This is a genomic window from Rhizobium sp. CFBP 13644 (assembly GCF_014842165.1).
Taxonomy (GTDB): Bacteria; Pseudomonadota; Alphaproteobacteria; order Rhizobiales; family Rhizobiaceae; genus Agrobacterium; species Agrobacterium tumefaciens_C.
The window spans coordinates 807565-822943 of sequence record NZ_JACYVF010000001.1 but is presented as its reverse complement, the minus strand read 5'-3'; the positions used below and the strand labels follow the sequence as shown (position 1 = coordinate 822943).

17 protein-coding genes are annotated in these 15379 nt (G+C 58.3%); 6 read left to right on the top strand and 11 right to left on the bottom strand.

Translation table 11 applies throughout. The annotated features are described in order from the left end of the window. Positions 1 to 11: 11 nt before the first annotated feature. Entirely contained in the window at positions 12 to 2435 is a 2424-nt protein-coding gene (gene pheT / locus IFT53_RS03915) for a phenylalanine--tRNA ligase subunit beta (RefSeq protein WP_192063267.1), read from the top strand. A gap of 59 nt (positions 2436 to 2494) precedes the next feature. Here the strand turns inward: pheT and IFT53_RS03910 are convergent, their stop codons facing one another. Continuing rightward, on the bottom strand, positions 2495 to 3496 hold the full coding sequence (locus IFT53_RS03910) for an aldo/keto reductase (RefSeq protein ID WP_192063268.1): 1002 nt from the start codon (positions 3494 to 3496) through the stop codon (positions 2495 to 2497). A 117-nt stretch (positions 3497 to 3613) separates the two neighbouring features. Here IFT53_RS03910 and IFT53_RS03905 point away from each other — a divergent pair, with 117 nt between their 5' ends. Beyond that, positions 3614 to 4504 (top strand): LysR family transcriptional regulator, encoded by an 891-nt coding sequence (locus IFT53_RS03905; RefSeq protein ID WP_192063269.1) that lies wholly within the window; start codon positions 3614 to 3616, stop codon positions 4502 to 4504. Here IFT53_RS03905 and IFT53_RS03900 read toward each other — a convergent pair. The 4 genes from IFT53_RS03900 to IFT53_RS03885 form a co-directional block, all read right to left on the bottom strand. Continuing rightward, a complete protein-coding gene (locus IFT53_RS03900) occupies positions 4494 to 4937 on the bottom strand; it encodes a GNAT family N-acetyltransferase (protein ID WP_192063829.1) in 444 nt (147 codons plus the stop codon). The genes IFT53_RS03905 and IFT53_RS03900 overlap by 11 nt on opposite strands. After that, a complete protein-coding gene (locus tag IFT53_RS03895) occupies positions 4937 to 5872 on the bottom strand; it encodes an aldo/keto reductase (protein ID WP_192063270.1) in 936 nt (311 codons plus the stop codon). The genes IFT53_RS03900 and IFT53_RS03895 overlap by 1 nt, the downstream gene beginning before the upstream one ends. 111 nt (positions 5873 to 5983) lie before the next feature. Then, complete coding sequence (locus IFT53_RS03890; RefSeq protein WP_192063271.1) at positions 5984 to 6976, bottom strand: GlxA family transcriptional regulator; 993 nt, start codon at positions 6974 to 6976, stop codon at positions 5984 to 5986. After that, positions 6973 to 7533: an isochorismatase family protein gene (locus tag IFT53_RS03885; protein ID WP_192063272.1), complete on the bottom strand. Its 561-nt coding sequence runs from the start codon at positions 7531 to 7533 to the stop codon at positions 6973 to 6975. Before IFT53_RS03885 ends, IFT53_RS03890 begins: the two co-directional genes overlap by 4 nt. 172 nt (positions 7534 to 7705) lie before the next feature. Between IFT53_RS03885 and IFT53_RS03880 the strand changes: the two genes are divergently transcribed. Next, positions 7706 to 8692 (top strand): Gfo/Idh/MocA family protein, encoded by a 987-nt coding sequence (locus IFT53_RS03880; RefSeq protein WP_192063273.1) that lies wholly within the window; start codon positions 7706 to 7708, stop codon positions 8690 to 8692. Here the strand turns inward: IFT53_RS03880 and IFT53_RS03875 are convergent. Together IFT53_RS03875 and IFT53_RS03870 are read right to left on the bottom strand one after the other, a co-directional pair. Next, on the bottom strand, positions 8689 to 9054 hold the full coding sequence (locus tag IFT53_RS03875) for a hypothetical protein (protein WP_192063274.1): 366 nt from the start codon (positions 9052 to 9054) through the stop codon (positions 8689 to 8691). The two genes, IFT53_RS03880 and IFT53_RS03875, sit on opposite strands and share 4 nt — an antisense overlap. Positions 9055 to 9121: 67 nt before the next feature. After that, positions 9122 to 9352 carry a hypothetical protein gene (locus IFT53_RS03870; RefSeq protein ID WP_192063275.1) on the bottom strand — a complete coding sequence of 77 codons (231 nt, stop codon included), beginning with the start codon at positions 9350 to 9352 and terminating at the stop codon, positions 9122 to 9124. Between the two features lie 195 nt (positions 9353 to 9547). On the opposite strand from IFT53_RS03870, the gene xseA reads away from it, so the two are divergent. Further along, on the top strand, positions 9548 to 11146 hold the full coding sequence (xseA, locus tag IFT53_RS03865; RefSeq protein ID WP_192063276.1) for an exodeoxyribonuclease VII large subunit: 1599 nt from the start codon (positions 9548 to 9550) through the stop codon (positions 11144 to 11146). 50 nt (positions 11147 to 11196) lie between these two features. Here the strand turns inward: xseA and IFT53_RS03860 are convergent, their stop codons facing one another. Further along, positions 11197 to 11697: a MarR family winged helix-turn-helix transcriptional regulator gene (locus IFT53_RS03860; protein ID WP_192063277.1), complete on the bottom strand. Its 501-nt coding sequence runs from the start codon at positions 11695 to 11697 to the stop codon at positions 11197 to 11199. Between the two features lie 81 nt (positions 11698 to 11778). On the opposite strand from IFT53_RS03860, the gene IFT53_RS03855 reads away from it, so the two are divergent. Beyond that, the gene (locus tag IFT53_RS03855) at positions 11779 to 12642 is read left to right on the top strand and encodes an EamA family transporter (RefSeq protein WP_192063278.1); all 864 of its coding nucleotides are present in this window, start codon (positions 11779 to 11781) and stop codon (positions 12640 to 12642) included. Between the two features lie 4 nt (positions 12643 to 12646). Here the strand turns inward: IFT53_RS03855 and IFT53_RS03850 are convergent, their stop codons facing one another. The 3 genes from IFT53_RS03850 to IFT53_RS03840 form a co-directional block, all read right to left on the bottom strand. After that, a complete protein-coding gene (locus tag IFT53_RS03850; protein WP_192063279.1) occupies positions 12647 to 13885 on the bottom strand; it encodes an aminopeptidase in 1239 nt (412 codons plus the stop codon). A gap of 73 nt (positions 13886 to 13958) precedes the next feature. After that, the gene (ybaK, locus tag IFT53_RS03845) at positions 13959 to 14435 is read right to left on the bottom strand and encodes a Cys-tRNA(Pro) deacylase (protein ID WP_192063280.1); all 477 of its coding nucleotides are present in this window, start codon (positions 14433 to 14435) and stop codon (positions 13959 to 13961) included. Positions 14436 to 14443: 8 nt separating this feature from the next. After that, a complete protein-coding gene (locus IFT53_RS03840; protein ID WP_192063281.1) occupies positions 14444 to 14791 on the bottom strand; it encodes an ArsC family reductase in 348 nt (115 codons plus the stop codon). A 191-nt stretch (positions 14792 to 14982) separates the two neighbouring features. Here IFT53_RS03840 and IFT53_RS03835 point away from each other — a divergent pair, with 191 nt between their 5' ends. After that, positions 14983 to 15150, top strand: a complete 168-nt coding sequence (locus tag IFT53_RS03835) for a hypothetical protein (RefSeq protein ID WP_164470680.1) — start codon at positions 14983 to 14985, stop codon at positions 15148 to 15150. Positions 15151 to 15379 lie beyond the last annotated feature (229 nt).

The window sequence follows — 15379 nt, the reverse complement described above, 5'->3', positions numbered from 1 at the left end:
GAGAAAAGACGATGAAATTCACACTCTCCTGGCTGAAAGAGCATCTCGAAACCGATGCGTCTCTTGAACAGATCTGCGAACGCCTGACGGCCATCGGTCTTGAGGTCGAGGATGTCGATGACAAGGCAGCTTACAAGCCCTTCGTCATTGCCAAAATCTTGAGCGCTGAAAAGCACCCGGAAGCTGATCGCCTCAAGGTGCTGAGCGTAGATGCGGGCGACGGCAAGCCGGTGCAGATCGTCTGCGGTGCGCCGAATGCGCGTGCTGGTCTTGTCGGTGCGCTTGCGCGCCCGGGTGACTATGTTCCGGGCATCGATGTGACGCTCGCAATCGGCAAGATCCGCGGTGTTGAAAGCCATGGCATGATGTGCTCGGAAAAAGAGCTCAATATGTCCGATAGCCACGATGGCATTATCGATCTGCCGGATGATGCGCCTGTTGGCACGTCTTTCGCGACCTATGCCGGTCTTGATGATCCCATGATCGAGATCAACCTCACGCCAAACCGGCCGGATTGCACGTCGATCTACGGCATTGCGCGCGATCTCGCGGCTTCCGGTCTCGGCACGCTGAAGACAAAGCCTGCACCTGGCTTCAAGGTCGAAGGTCAGACCTCCGTTGATGTGATGCTCGATCTAGATGACGCCGCACTTTGCCCCGGCTTCAGCCTGCGCCTCGTGCGCGGCGTGAAGAACGGCCCAAGCCCGAAATGGATGCAGCAGCGTCTTCTCGCGATTGGCCTTCGCCCGATCAACTCACTGGTCGATATCACCAATTACATGACCTTCGATCAGGGTCGTCCGATGCACGTCTTCGATGCGGCCAAGGTCAAGGGCAACCTCGTCGTACGTCGCGCCAAGGACGGTGAAACCATCCTTGCGCTGGACCAGCGCGAATATAAGCTTGGGCCCAACAACGTCGTCATTGCCGATGATAACGGTATCGAATCCATCGGCGGCATCATGGGCGGCGAGCATTCCGGCTGCGATGAAAACACCACGGATGTCCTGATCGAGTCCGCTCTCTGGGACCCGATCAACATCGCCAAATCAGGCCGTGCGCTGGGTATCATTACTGATGCGCGTTACCGCTTTGAGCGCGGCATTGACCCTGAATATATGGTGCCGGGCCTTGAGCGCACGACGGAACTGGTTCTGGAGCTGTGCGGCGGTACCGCAGCAGAAGCCAAGATCGTCGGCTATAAGGGCTTTGAACCAAAGTTCGTGGATTTCCCATTGTCGGACGTCAAGCGCCTGACGGGTCTTGAAATCTCGAGCGAAGAAAGCCTCCATATTCTCAAGGGTCTGGGTTTTGGCATCGAAGGATCGGGCGAGCGCGTCAGCGTGTCTGTTCCTTCTTGGCGTCCCGATGTGGATGGCAAGGCCGATCTGGTGGAAGAGGTCATGCGCATTCATGGCGTCGATAAGATCAAGCCTGAACCGCTGGAAAGCTTCGGCGCGGTCAATGGTCGTATTCTGACGACGCTGCAGATCCGCACGCGCACGGCACGCCGGGCGCTGGCCAGCCGTGGCATGCTGGAAGCCGTCACATGGTCGTTCATTCCGGAAGCCCAGGCCAAGCTCTTCGGTGGTGGTTCGGCAGCACTCAAGCTGGCCAACCCCATTGCTGCCGACATGTCGGATATGCGGCCATCACTTCTGCCCGGACTGTTGACCGCCGCACAGCGCAATGCCGACAAGGGCCATGCGGATGTGGCAATCTTTGAGGTTTCCGGCACCTATGAAAGCGACACGCCGGAAGGCCAGCGTCGCGTGGCTGGCGGCATTCGCCGGGGCACCGCAACGCTTGCCGGTTCCGGTCGCATGTGGTCCAACGCCGCCAAGGGCGGTGGCAAGCCTGTCGATGTCTACGATGCCAAGGCCGATGCGCTGGCGGTCATCGAAGCCTGTGGCCTGCCCATGAGCAATGTGCAGATCGAAGCGGGCGCACCCGGCTGGTATCACCCCGGTCGCTCCGGTACGATCAAGATGGGACCAAAGGTCATCCTCGGCACATTCGGCGAATTCCATCCGAAGACGCTCTCGGAGCTGGATGTGTCAGGCGTTTACTGCGGTTTCGAGATCTATCTCGACGCCATGCCGGAACCGAAGAAGAAGGCCACCCGCACCAAGCCTGCTCTGGACCTCTCACCCTTCCAGACCGTAAAGCGCGATTTCGCATTCGTGGTGGATCGCTCGGTCGAAGCCGGTGCCATCATCAAGGCCGCGACCAGTGCTGACCGCAAACTCGTCACCGGCGTCAATGTGTTCGACGTGTTCGAAGGCGCGTCCGTTGGCGAAAACAAGAAGTCCATCGCCATCGAAGTGCAGATCCAGCCGGTCGATAAGACCCTGACCGATGAGGATTTTGAAGCGCTGACGGCCAAGATCGTCGGCAATGTCGAAAAATCGACAGGCGGTGTTTTGCGCGCCTGATTGACGGATAGTGCTTGAACTCAAAAGGCCGGGGAAAATGCTTCCCCGGCCTTTGTGTTTTAACGGTTCGCCATCGCCGCCATCTGCTCGGGGTAGCGCCTGCCCGCCACCTTGGTGGGAGACAGCAGGTCGCCCAGCTTCGCGGCGTCATCGGCACTCAGAACAATATTCGCAGCCGCGACATTCGTTTCCAGATTGGCAATTTTTGTGGTGCCGGGAATAGGCACGATGAAATCACCCTGCGCCAACACCCAGGCGAGCGCCAGTTGGGCTGCCGTCACGCTCTTCTCTGCCGCCATGTCTTCCAGCAGTGTGACGAGCGCCAGATTGGCATCGAAATTTTCCGCCTGAAAGCGGGGCAGGGAGCGGCGGAAGTCGGTGTCGGAAAGGCCATCGAGCTTCTTCAACGCGCCGGTGAGCGCCCCGCGACCGAGCGGGCTGAACGGCACAAAGCCAATCCCCAGTTCGCGGCAGGTATCCAGCACGCCATTGGTCTCGACGTCGCGCGTCCACAGTGAATATTCGCTCTGAAGTGCGGTGATGGGGTGGGTGGCATGCGCCTTGCGGATCGTTCCGGCATTGGCTTCAGAAAGCCCCAGATATCGCACCTTGCCAGCCTGAACGAGTTCCGCCATTGCGCCGACCGTGTCTTCGATGGGCACATTGGGGTCAACCCGGTGCTGGTAGAACAGATCGATCACATCGACGCCCAGTCGCTTGAGCGAGGCGTCGGCAACCGCGTGCACATTTTTCGGCGTGCTGTCGGTTCCCTCCATCATCTGCCTGCCAGACTTGCTGGTATCGATCTTGAAACCGAATTTGGTGGCTATGGTCACCTTGTCACGCAGCGGCTTCAGGCCCTTGCCAACCAGCACCTCATTGGTGTGGGGGCCATAAACCTCCGCCGTATCGAAGAATGTGACGCCCAGTTCCACCGCCCGGTGAAGCGTCGCAATCGATGCGCTCTCATCCGCAGATGGGCTATAGGCATGGCTCATGCCCATGCAGCCAAGCCCGAGGGCGGAAACGGTGAGATCTTTGCCGAGAATTCTGTTTTGCATTGGAATGTCCTTCCCTAGGGAGCCACCTTGTCATCAAGGGCATGCTGTAAGATAGCGTCTCATGAAGGCCAAAATAACTGCTGTAATTCACCCCAGCTTGTTCTATCATTTCGACCAATGAACCGCGTTCAACTCTCACAACTGGCAGTTCTTGCCGCCGTGGCCGAAGGTCTGAGCTTCCGCAAGGCTGCGGCAGAGCTGGGCATTGCGCCGTCCGCTGTCAGCCATGCCGTGTCATCGCTGGAGCTCAGCCTCGGCTTGCGCCTGCTTCACCGCACCACACGCAGCGTTTCGCCCACCGAAGAGGGCCGCAGGCTGCTTGAAACGCTGGCGCCTGCGCTTGCCAATATCGATGCCGTCATTGGCGCACTGGCTGAACAGGGCGGACGCGCCGCCGGGCCGTTGCGCATCACCATGCCACGGCTGGCGGCGGAAGATATCATTGTGCCAAGGCTTGGGGAATTTCTCAGCCGCTATCCGGATATTGCGCTGGAAATCTCCACCGATGATCGCTTCGAGGATATTGTGGCAAAAGGCTTCGATGCCGGTTTGCGGCTGGGTGAGAATCTGGAAGCGGATATGATTGCGGTCCGCGCCAGCGGCCCGTTATGCGGTGCCATTGTCGGCTCACCATCCTATTTTGAACATCACCCGATACCGCAGCATCCGCGCGATCTCATGCAGCATCGCTGCATTCGCCGCCGCTTTTCAAGCGGGCTCATCTATCGCTGGGAGCCGGAGAAGGATCGCAAGCCGCTGGTGGTGGATGTTCAGGGTCCGTTGATCCTCTCCGATCAAAGCCTCATCCGCTCGGCAGCCATTGATGGTGCGGGGCTGGCCTTCGTGTTCGAGCAGCGCATCGAAGACGATATCAGAGAGCGCCGTCTGATCCCGGTGCTGGAAGACTGGTGCGCGCCCTTTGACGGCTTTTACATCTATTATCCCTCACGCCAGCAAATGCGACCGGCGTTGAGGGCTTTCGTGGATTTCTTCCGCGTCAGAACTTGATGCGGTAGCGAATGTGGCCATCGCTTTCGACATAGCTGTCATAGAGCTTGCGCGCGCGCTCATTGTCTTCATTGGTGTGCCAATAGAGGCGTGACCAGCCCTTGTCCCGGCAGATGGCAATGAGATCGTCGAGCAGCGCCCGGCCTATGCCTTTGCCGCGTATGCTGCTGTCGATGAACAGGTCTTCCAGATAGCAGTCCGGTGTCTTGACCCAGGTGGAATCATGGAAGTGATGGATGGCAAAACCGGCCACTTGCCCATCCACAATGGCAAGGCGCGCAGACACGCGCGAAGCGGGGTCAACAATGCGCGCCCATGTGTGGTCTGTCACGTCATCGGCAAGATCGACACTATAGAAGGCAAGATAGTCCTTCCACAGTTTCAGCCAATCCGCCTTGTCTTCTGGGCGTGCGTTACGAATCTCTGGCTTCATCATGCACCTGCCTTGTCGAGAAGGGCGACCATGTCGTCGGTCAGTTTCAATTCCGTGGCGCGCTTGAAGCTCTCCAGTTGCGAAAGGCTGGTGGCGCTTGCGATGGGCGCAGTGACGGCCTGTTTGCGCAACAGCCAGGCCAGCGCAATATCGGCAAGCTTTGCCCCTGTTTGCGCCGCGATGGTGTCCATGGCACCCAAAATCTCAAGGCCACGCGCATTGACGTAATCACCCACGCGATAGGATCGCGCGACACCTTCCGTGTCGGCTTTGCTGCGGTATTTGCCGGTCAGAAAGCCAGCCGCAAGGCTGTAATAATTGATGACGCCGATATCTTCCTTCAGCGAAAGGTCCGCCAGCGGTCCCTCGAATCTCTCGCGGGTGTAGAGATTGTATTCCGGCTGCACGACATCAAAGCAGGCAAGCCCCGTTTTGGCCGAAACATCCAGTGCTTGCTGCAACTCCGGTGCATCATAATTGGAGCAGCCGATGGCGCGCACCTTGCCTTGCTCTTTCAGCTTTGTGAAAGCGGCCAGCGTGTCTTCAATCGGTGTCTCGGCATCCGGCTTATGCGCCAGATAAAGGTCGATGTAGTCAGTCTGCAGACGGCGCAGCGATGCCTCGACGGCTTGCTCAATCCATTGCGGCTTGAGGCCCTTGTCATAGCCGACCTTGGAAACAATGATCGCCTTGTCGCGAGCAACGCTGCCTGTTTTCAGCCATTTGCCGATAATGGTCTCGGATTCGCCACCCTCATGCCCCGGCACCCATGCGGAGTAGACATCCGCTGTGTCGACGGTGTTGAAGCCTGCGTCGAAGAAGGCGTCCAGCAACTGAAACGAGGTCTTTTCATCCGCAGTCCAGCCAAACACGTTTCCGCCAAACACGATGGGGGCGATGGAAAGGCCGGTTCGGCCAAGCGCACGTTTCTCCACGGACAATACTCCCTTTGCTTTTATAATCGGCTCGACACTATCAAGCGGCCCACGGCATAACCATTGAATTTCGTTGATGCCTGTCCCTCGCGCCTGTGATGAAAAGGACGATCAGGACGAAAGCGTTCGGAAAGAACTGGGCGGTTGCGCATGGTGCTGCTGCCAGACACGACGAAGATGGCGGGCAGATGCAAAGCCGGATCGTTCCGCCACAGCCTCCATGTCCAGCCGGGAATGCGTCAGGATATCAGCCGCGAGATTGACGCGCATCAGGTTGATATAGTCCACCACACTCAGCCCTGTATGCTCGCGAAAAAGCCGGGAGAGATGGCGCTCGCTCAAATGGGCCACATCGGCAAGTTTCCCCAGCGACCACTCGGCGGCGGGGTTGGCAACGATGGCATCCTGCGCCCGGTGAACGGAAGGGTGGATGTGGTTTCGGCCTGACAGCCAAGGAGAGATTTGCGGATCATTGGCGGTCCGTCTGATATAGATAACCATGATCTGGGCAACGCGGGAGGCGATGGCCGGGCTGGTTAGCCCCGAGACGATGTGCAGCAGAAGGTCGATGCCGGTGGTTATGCCAGCACTGGAAAAGCAGCGCCCGTCCTCCACGAACAATCGGTTGCTCACCGCATAGGCCAGCGGCGCAATCCGCCGCAATTCATCCATGCAGTCGGCATGGGTGGTGCAGTGGCGATGATCGAAAAGCCCTGCTTCGGCGGCAATCAGCGCGCCCGAGCAGATGGAAACGACTGTGGTATCGCTTCGCACGCATCGCCGCAGCCAGTCCGCCAGAGAACGCCGCTCCGGCCGTGGACTGCCCTGCACGGTTTCCAGTAGCGATCCGCCTGCGATGATGACCATGGCCTCTTCAGGCAGGCTTTCCGGCAAGGGTTGGAGCCCTGACAGCAGCAGCCCGATGGTCGTTGTCTGGGTCGGGTTTGCTGCCACATAGGTGAAATCGAACCGGACAGCACTCTGTTGGTCATTGGCATATCGCAGAACCTCCAGCGGTCCCGCGACATCCAGCAACAGCGTCTGTGCGGGCAGCACCACGAAAACCGGTATGACCTTTGTCTGCGTGGTGTTGCCGGTCATCATGCGGCGTCTTGTTGCGCCAGCAAGGCACCGTCGACAGTGGTGATGCGGGCGAAACGGCCAGCGAGAACCAGTTCCGTGCGCTTGGCGATATCCGCTGCCGAAAACACCGTGCCAGACGCATGCGTCATCGGAAATGTCAGCGTCGCCTCGGTCACGAAATCAACCGCATAGCCCATATCGGAGCCGTGGCGCGTGGTGGTTTCGCAACATTGCTCGGTGCGAATGCCTGACACGATCAACCGCTTGATGCCGTGGCTCGTCAGCCATGCATCAAGCTCCGTGCCAACAAAGGCCGAATGCCGGTTCTTGCGAAACGTCGCTGTCGGGTTGATCGTGATGCCATCAAGCGCGCGGATGAAGCCGCTCTCCTCAGCAAAGGCGCGGTCACCATCGACGTGGAAAATCTGGATGATGGGAATGCCTGCGGCCTGCGCGCCATCGATCAGCTTTTGCTGGGCAGCGAGAAAGGCGGGCAGGCCGCTTTCATCGAAATAAGGGGCGTGCCGAAAGGACTGCTGCACATCGATCACCAGAAGCGCTGTCTTTGCATGGGACATTTCATGTATCTCCGATTTTTTGGAATTACAGTATTGAGCCTCCAATAGAAAGCCGAAAGAAACGACAGCGCCGAAGAACGGACATATTCAGCCATGATGGTTCATGGCGCGTGGACATGTTGCACGCGGATCAGAGCGTGATAAGGTGCCGCCCAACATTGTGGAGGTTTGTATGCTGCGTTTTGGAATTTTGTCGACGGCGAAGATTGGTCGGGAGTTGGTCATTCCCGCTATTCAGGATGCGGAAAATGCCGTTGTTACCGCCATCGCCAGCCGCGATATCACTAAGGCGCGGGCATTGGCAGACCGTTTCTCCGTGCCTCACGCCTTCGGTTCCTATGAGGACATGCTGGCATCCGACCTTATCGATGCCGTCTATATTCCGCTGCCAACCGCGCAGCATGTGGAGTGGTCCATCAAGGCGGCAGATGCAGGCAAGCATGTGCTGTGCGAAAAGCCGATAGCGCTGAAGGCAGACGAAATCGACAGCCTGATTGCCGCCCGGGACCGCAACAAGGTGCTGATCTCGGAAGCCTACATGGTGACCTACACGCCCGTGTGGCTGAAGGTGCGGGAACTGCTCGCTTCCGGTGCCATCGGCACGCTCAAGCACGTCCAGGGGTCCTTCACCTATTTCAACCGTGATCCGGCCAATATGCGCAACATTCCGGAACTCGGCGGCGGCGCATTGCCGGATATCGGCGTTTACCCAACCATTACCACACGCTTTGTCACCGGCAAGGAGCCGAAGCGTGTACAGGCGGTGGTCGAGCGCGACCCGGTCTTCGGCACGGATATCTATTCCAGCGTGAAGGCGGATTTTGGTGATTTCGAACTCAGCTTCTATATCTCGACCCAGCTCGCCGCCCGTCAGCTCATGGTTCTGCACGGCACGGAAGGCTATATCGAGGTAAAATCGCCCTTCAACGCAGATCGTTGGGGTGCCGAGGAGGTTGAACTTACCAACCAGAGCCATGGCCAGTCCCAGATTTTCCGTTTTCAGGACAGCCGCCAGTATCGCCGCGAAATTGAAGCCTTCGCCGCCGCCGCAAGTGGCGCAGATGCTGAGGTCGTGTCGCTCGAAAGCTCCAAAAACAGCCAGCTCTTCATCGATGCCATCTACCGCGCCGCTGAAAAGGATGGATGGGAAACGGTCTAACGCCTCTGCGCTCGCCTGTAGGCAAGGGAAGCGAAGATCAGGCTCGCAAATGCGCTGGCGGCGAAGGCAGCCGGCCATTGCAACATTGGGTTTCGGCTGAGGATGAGGATGAAAAGCCCGCAACTCAGACCGCTGGCCAGCCCGCTGATGATGGCAGCCAGCGTGCGGCTCGGGCTATCGCTTGAGGCGCTCACTCGCACAAGCTTGGCCACCGATAAGCCAATCACAACAAGCGTGATCGTACCGCTCATGAGACGAGCCTTTGCGATAGAAAGCTCCGTGGCATTCGAGATCACAAACGTCATGGCGCCGTCAATCGCCATGAACGCAGCGTTCATCAGAATGAATGTCAGCATGCTCATGCGTCATGGCCCCGTCTCAAATCGTTGAAACAGACACTATAGGAGCAGGGCGACGCGCAGAAGCCTTTTAAGCTGTACGCAATCCACGCAAAGCCATGAATACGCCGATGGCACCTCCAATGCCAACGTTGTAACCAGCAAGCGCAATGAGCAGCGTTATGATGTGCACGCCTGACGCAGAAACAAGTGCGGCGACACCAAATGCGATGGCAATCAACGTGCCAGTCGCTGCAATTACAGTCATCGAGCGCAGAGCAAGCGCAGCTACGCCGAGACAGATTCCAAGAATAAATACCATGATGCCGCTCCTCCTCCAGAGGGCTTGAGGAAAGGCACCGTCATCCTCAAAAACCCTTATTCTCCTCCATTCATGCACGTCCAATTGCTAAAATACCAGATTGTTACAAATTTGTGAAATTTATTCGTCGTGAAATTGTCAAATCGGCGTCATCAAGTCGATTTGCGAATCGCGGCTCATGGGTTAGAAACGGGCATGAGCGATATTTTCAGCCAGCCTCTCACCAATCTCGCAGAATTTTCTGTTTCGGAGCTTTCCGGCTCCATCAAGCGAACGGTGGAAACCGCCTTTGATCAGGTGCGGGTGCGCGGTGAAATCTCCGGTTATCGCGGCCAGCACACGTCCGGCCATGCCTATTTCTCCCTGAAGGATGACCGGGCGCGCATTGATGCCGTCATCTGGAAAGGCAGCTTCTCCAAGCTCAAATTCCGCCCGGAAGAGGGCATGGAGGTCATCGCCACCGGCAAGATCACCACCTTCCCCGGCTCCTCCAAATACCAGATCGTCATTGAAAGCCTGGAGCCTGCGGGTGCTGGTGCACTCATGGCGCTGCTGGAAGAGCGCCGCCGCAAGCTGGCAGCGGAGGGCCTGTTCGATCAGGCCCGCAAACGCCGCCTGCCTTACATGCCAAGGGTTATCGGCGTCGTCACCTCGCCGACAGGTGCCGTCATCCGCGATATTCTCCACCGTATCTCCGACCGTTTCCCCGTGCATGTGCTGGTCTGGCCGGTCAAGGTGCAGGGCGAGGGGTCGGGCGAAGAGGTGGCCAACGCCATCAGAGGTTTTAACGCGCTAGAGGTCGGCGGCTCTATTCCCCGCCCTGATGTGTTGATCGTGGCCCGTGGCGGCGGCAGTCTGGAAGATCTCTGGAGTTTCAACGATGAGATCGTCGTGCGTGCAGCCGCCGAAAGCGAGATACCGCTCATCTCGGCTGTCGGGCATGAGACCGACACGACGCTGATCGACCACGCTGCCGATGTGCGCGCGCCCACGCCAACCGGCGCTGCCGAAATGGCCGTGCCGGTGCGGGCAGATCTGGAGGCGCAACTGGCGGGTCTGTCTGCCCGTCTTTCCGGCTCCATGTCGCGCCAGATGGACAATCGTCGTCAGGGCGTAAGAGCGCTGGTGCGCGCCATTCCCTCGCTGGATCAATTGCTCGCTTTGCCCCGTCGCCGGTTTGATGAGGCAGCCTCCGGTCTTGGTCGCGGGCTGGAACTGAACACGCTCAACAAGCGCCGCAGTTTTGAGCGGACCGCCTCCGGTCTGCGACCAGACGTGCTGGGGCATGGCATCCAGCAGCAGCGTCAGCGCATTCAGGAGCGGATGCAGCGCGCCGAAGCTTTGGTCGAACGCCGCCTGCTGCAGGCGCAATCACGCGTGTCGTCGTCGGACTCCTCCTTGCGCGCTCTTCCCGCGCGCCTTCTGGGCCAACTGGATCGCCAGAAAGAAAAGGTGGCCGGTGCCACCCGCCGGGCCGATACCGCCGTGCTCAATCGCATGTCGCAAAACCGCGCCGGCATCGCCGCCCATGATCGCATTCTGCAATCCCTGTCATACAAGAATGTGCTGAAACGCGGCTATGCCGTCATCCTCGATGAGGACAACCGCCCGCTCACCCGCGCCGCCTCCGTTGTTTCAGGCGCTGTGGTATCGATGGAGTTTGCCGATGGTCGCGTATCTGCCGTAGCCGGTGGTTCCGATACCCCACCCGCAGAAGGCACTCCTCCAGCGCCGAAGAAGAAGCCTGCCAAACCAGGTTCATCAGGTCCTGTCGATCAGGGGACTCTGTTTTAAGTGTGAGAGCGAAGGTTGGTTCAGCTCTTTGGGTTGAAACCCATCGCCTCTCACTCGATCCTTGCTAAAAACAACCTGAGCAGCCGGTCAAATTCGACCCGGTCGTTCTCGCTCACTTCCGCAAGCAGTGCATGCTGGTTTGCAACATGTGCCGTCACGGCCTCATCGACAATGGCAAATCCCTTGTCGGTCAAGGCAATCAGCACGCTACGGCGGTCCTGCGGATTGTTGATCCGCTGCACAAGCCCTGCCTTTTCCAACTGGTCGATACGGTTTGTCATGGTGCCGGAACTGACCATGGTCATGGCCAGCAACTCGCCGGGCGAGAGCTGGTAGGGCGCGCCCGCCCGCCGCAAGGTGGCCATCACATCGAACGCGGATATCGATAATCCATGTTGCATCAGCACGACCTCGATCTCGCGGCCAAAATGGGTCGTCAGCCTGTGCAGTCGGCCGATAAGACCCATCGGTGCAACATCAAGGTCAGGTCGCTCCCTTTTCCATTGGGCGAGAATCTTGTCGACATGGTCAGGTGGGGGCGCTTCACTCATGGATTAGAAATATCATTGGATATCTTGACGTCAAGATAAAATGGCATAGTGTCGATTTATCTTGAAGTCGAGAATCTTGAAATGAAGAAAAAATTTAGCCACACCATTGATATCGCCATGACCGCAATTGCTCCAGCCATCTGGGGCAGTACCTATTACGTCACGACGCAATTTCTTCCGCAGGGATATCCCATGCACGTGGCCATGCTGCGTGCGCTGCCCGCCGGGTTGCTCATGCTGCTTCTTGTGCGCAGGCTGCCGGATGGCATCTGGTGGGGCCGGGTGTTTGTTCTCGGCGCGCTGAACTTCGCGTTTTTCTGGGTCATGCTCTTCATGGCAGCTTACCGCCTGCCGGGCGGTGTGGCGGCCACCGTTGGTGCCGTGCAGCCATTGATCGTCATCGCGCTTTCACGGATCTATCTGGCGCGCCCCATTCGCACGCTGACCGTATTGGCCGGTATCATCGGCATCGCTGGTGTCGCATGTCTGGTTTTGACGCCTCAGGCGGCGCTGGATCCCTTAGGCGTCGCGGCAGCTTTTGCAGGTGCCGTGTCGATGGCCTTCGGCACGGTTTTGACGCGCAAATGGCAGCCGCCGGTCTCAAACCTCACCTTCACCGCCTGGCAACTGGCAGCAGGTGGTCTTTTGCTCGTGCCGGTGGCGTTGTTTTTCGAGCCGGCCTTGCCCGAACTGAGCGCGGAGAACGTGCTGGGTCTGGCCTATCTCGGTTTGATCGGAGCTGCCTTCACATACCTTCTGTGGTTCAGAGGTCTGCCGCGCATCGAGCCATCGGCGGCGGCATCGTTGGGCTTCCTCAGCCCGGTCACGGCAACGCTTCTGGGCTGGCTGGCGCTGGGTCAAAACCTCGCGCCAGCGCAGATCGCTGGCTTCATCATGGTGCTATCGAGCGTCTGGCTCAGCCAGAAAAGTCAGGCACCGCGCTGAATGCTCAGGCCCATTCGCCCTTGCGCATGACTGGCACCTTCAAGCCATCGGCTCTGACACCGTCAATATCGACCTTGTCGGAGCCGATCATCCAGTCGATGTGGATCAGGCTGGAATTGCCGCCCTGTGCCTTGATCTGATCCTGCGTCAGCGTCGCGCCATCGATAAAGCATTTGGAATAGCATTGGCCAAGCGCGATATGGCAGGACGCATTTTCGTCAAACAGCGTGTTGTAGAACAGAATGCCGCTGGCCGAGATCGGCGAGGAATGCGGCACCAGCGCCACTTCGCCCAGGCGTCGCGCACCTTCATCCGTGTCCAGAACCTTATTCAGCACGGCCTCACCCTTGGAAGCCTTGGCTTCCACAATGCGACCTTCCTCAAATGTCACCCTGATATCGTCAATCAACGTGCCCTGATGCGACAGCGGCTTGGTGCTGGACACATATCCGTTCACCCGCAGCGCATGCGGCGTGGTGAAGACTTCTTCGGTTGGAATGTTGGGGTTGCAGGTCACGCCATTCTTTGCCATGGACGCGCCGCCATGCCATTCGTGATTGTCCGCAAGACCAATCGTCACATCCGTGCCGGGGCCGGTAAAATGCAGCGAGGCAAAGCGCTCGCCGTTCAACCACGAGGAGCGCTTGGCGAGATTGGCGTTGTGCTCAGCCCAGGCCGCAACCGGATCGGCAAGATCCACACGCGATGCCGCGAAAATCGCATCCGCCAGCTTTTTCACAGCTTCGTCTTCGGGAATGCCGGGGAACACCTGTTTTGCCCAAGAAGGGTTCGGATAGGAAATGATGTTCCAGTTGATGTCGAAGTTGGAAATCTTCTCAAGAGCTGGCTTGTAGGCGGTGGAGTTGGCCTTGTTGGCCCGCGCCACCTTGGCCGGGTCCGCATCCGCCAGCAGCATCGGGTTGTCGCCTGAAATCGCAAGGCGGGCAGCGCCATTGGTATAGGCTTTCGCCATGCCTTCATAGAGCCAGCCGGACGCCCGGTCGAAATTGGCGTCGCTGGCATGGTTGTAACGGGCGAGCGTCGTTTCCTCATCGGAGTAAAAAGCCGTCACCAGACCACCGCCAGCCATATAGGCATGCTTGGTCAAAAATCGCACCAGCGGCAGCGCGGCCAGCGGTGCGGTGATGACCAGATCCTGATCCTTCTGCAATTGCAGCCCGACCTTGATAGCCACTTCGGCCAGCTTTTCCAGTTTGACGGGATCGATGGGGGAGACTGTCATGGTACGCCTTCAATGTCTTTATTGCGAGGCGCAAAACATAGCCCATTCGCCGCGAAAGCCAACCGTCTTTGTGCTAATCCGTCACAAGCGGCACGGCAAGCGCCTTCAAAACTGACTGCGCATCGACGGGTGAAAGACGCACCTGCAACCCGCGTTGGCCGCCATTCATGTAAACCAGATCATGGTCCATGGACTGTATCTCGATGGCTGTCGGTACCTGCTTTTTCTGGCCGAAGGGGCTGATCCCGCCGACATGATATCCCGTTGCCCGCTCGGCATCCGCGGGCTTCATCATATGGGCGGATTTGCCGCCAAACGCCGCCGCCAGCCTTTTCATGCTGACCTCCCGGTCGGAGGGCACGACCACGCAGACAGCCCTGCCATCCACCTCCGCCATCAGCGTTTTCAGCACCAGATGCGGCTCGGCCCCAATGGCTTCCGCCGCTTGCAGCCCGATCCGCTCGGCATTCGGATCATAGTCATAGGCAACGGTGGTGAAGGAAATACCGGCCTTGGTCAGGAGCTGGGTTGCGCGGGTGGTTTTTGACATGGGGCAGCCTAACCGAACAGCGCCGAGTAGACCTCAGGCTTGAAGCCAACGGTAACCTTGCCTTTTGCTTCCAGCACCGGACGCTTGATCATGGAAGGCTGGGCCTGCATCAGCGCAATCGCCTTTTCGCGGGTCAGATCGGCCTTATCAGCCTCATCCAGCTTCTTGAACGTCGTGCCAGCGCGGTTCAGCACTGTTTCCCAACCGGCAGCATCGCACCAGGCGTTCAGGTGAACAGCATCAATGCCTGCAGTTTTGTAATCATGGAATGTGTAGGCGATACCTTGAGCCTCAAGCCAGGTGCGCGCCTTCTTCATCGTGTCGCAGTTCTTGATGCCGTAAATCGTGACCATCACGCCGTCCTCCGCATTGCTGAAATGGACATATCAAGAAATCCGCCGCGATCAAATGGCTCCTAGCTATGCATATTTAGTGGGTCAGTCATTCAAACGAGTTCGAGCTAAGCTGCATGGCTCGGCTGCTAAATCATGAGTTGTGCGAAATCGCTTAAATGCTCATATTATCGGCATCACAAGGAGAGACGCACATGCGTAACGTTGCTAAGACATCCCGTAAGTTTTTTGGCGAAACATTTGCAGTTTTCGGCGCAGCTTTGGCCGTTTCTGCAGCTGTTCGCTCCCACCGCAAGCCTGCTGGCGCTGATCTCGACGCACTCGGCATCGACCGCAAGGCTTTCGACAAGGTACAGCTCTAATCTTTGAAGACTGCTGGCGAGGCGCCATTGCCTCGCCTTGGTATGAGGCTCTTATGCCGTCATCCACGCGAGGTGTATTTCACCGCATTCGTTGAGGCTGCATCGCGCATGATGCGCAATCGCCCGACGATGAACATGCGACACACGCGACCACTCCGTCGCATCGCAGTTCCTTTCAGATGCCCAGCATCAACCAATTCCCACAATTTTCCGCTTTCGACCGCCACAG

What these genes read in the sequence shown, in the direction of transcription:
- IFT53_RS03860 (WP_192063277.1), bottom strand. Translation starts at nt 11,697, where the DNA reads ATGAGTGAAGCGCCCCCACCTGACCATGTCGACAAGATTCTCGCCCAA.
- IFT53_RS03910 (WP_192063268.1), bottom strand. Translation starts at nt 3,496, where the DNA reads ATGCAAAACAGAATTCTCGGCAAAGATCTCACCGTTTCCGCCCTCGGG.
- IFT53_RS03905 (WP_192063269.1), top strand. Translation starts at nt 3,614, where the DNA reads ATGAACCGCGTTCAACTCTCACAACTGGCAGTTCTTGCCGCCGTGGCC.
- IFT53_RS03880 (WP_192063273.1), top strand. Translation starts at nt 7,706, where the DNA reads ATGCTGCGTTTTGGAATTTTGTCGACGGCGAAGATTGGTCGGGAGTTG.
- IFT53_RS03870 (WP_192063275.1), bottom strand. Translation starts at nt 9,352, where the DNA reads ATGGTATTTATTCTTGGAATCTGTCTCGGCGTAGCTGCGCTTGCTCTG.
- ybaK (WP_192063280.1), bottom strand. Translation starts at nt 14,435, where the DNA reads ATGTCAAAAACCACCCGCGCAACCCAGCTCCTGACCAAGGCCGGTATT.
- IFT53_RS03890 (WP_192063271.1), bottom strand. Translation starts at nt 6,976, where the DNA reads ATGATGACCGGCAACACCACGCAGACAAAGGTCATACCGGTTTTCGTG.
- IFT53_RS03885 (WP_192063272.1), bottom strand. Translation starts at nt 7,533, where the DNA reads ATGTCCCATGCAAAGACAGCGCTTCTGGTGATCGATGTGCAGCAGTCC.
- IFT53_RS03855 (WP_192063278.1), top strand. Translation starts at nt 11,779, where the DNA reads ATGAAGAAAAAATTTAGCCACACCATTGATATCGCCATGACCGCAATT.
- IFT53_RS03850 (WP_192063279.1), bottom strand. Translation starts at nt 13,885, where the DNA reads ATGACAGTCTCCCCCATCGATCCCGTCAAACTGGAAAAGCTGGCCGAA.
- pheT (WP_192063267.1), top strand. Translation starts at nt 12, where the DNA reads ATGAAATTCACACTCTCCTGGCTGAAAGAGCATCTCGAAACCGATGCG.
- xseA (WP_192063276.1), top strand. Translation starts at nt 9,548, where the DNA reads ATGAGCGATATTTTCAGCCAGCCTCTCACCAATCTCGCAGAATTTTCT.
- IFT53_RS03835 (WP_164470680.1), top strand. Translation starts at nt 14,983, where the DNA reads ATGCGTAACGTTGCTAAGACATCCCGTAAGTTTTTTGGCGAAACATTT.
- IFT53_RS03875 (WP_192063274.1), bottom strand. Translation starts at nt 9,054, where the DNA reads ATGAGCATGCTGACATTCATTCTGATGAACGCTGCGTTCATGGCGATT.
- IFT53_RS03900 (WP_192063829.1), bottom strand. Translation starts at nt 4,937, where the DNA reads ATGAAGCCAGAGATTCGTAACGCACGCCCAGAAGACAAGGCGGATTGG.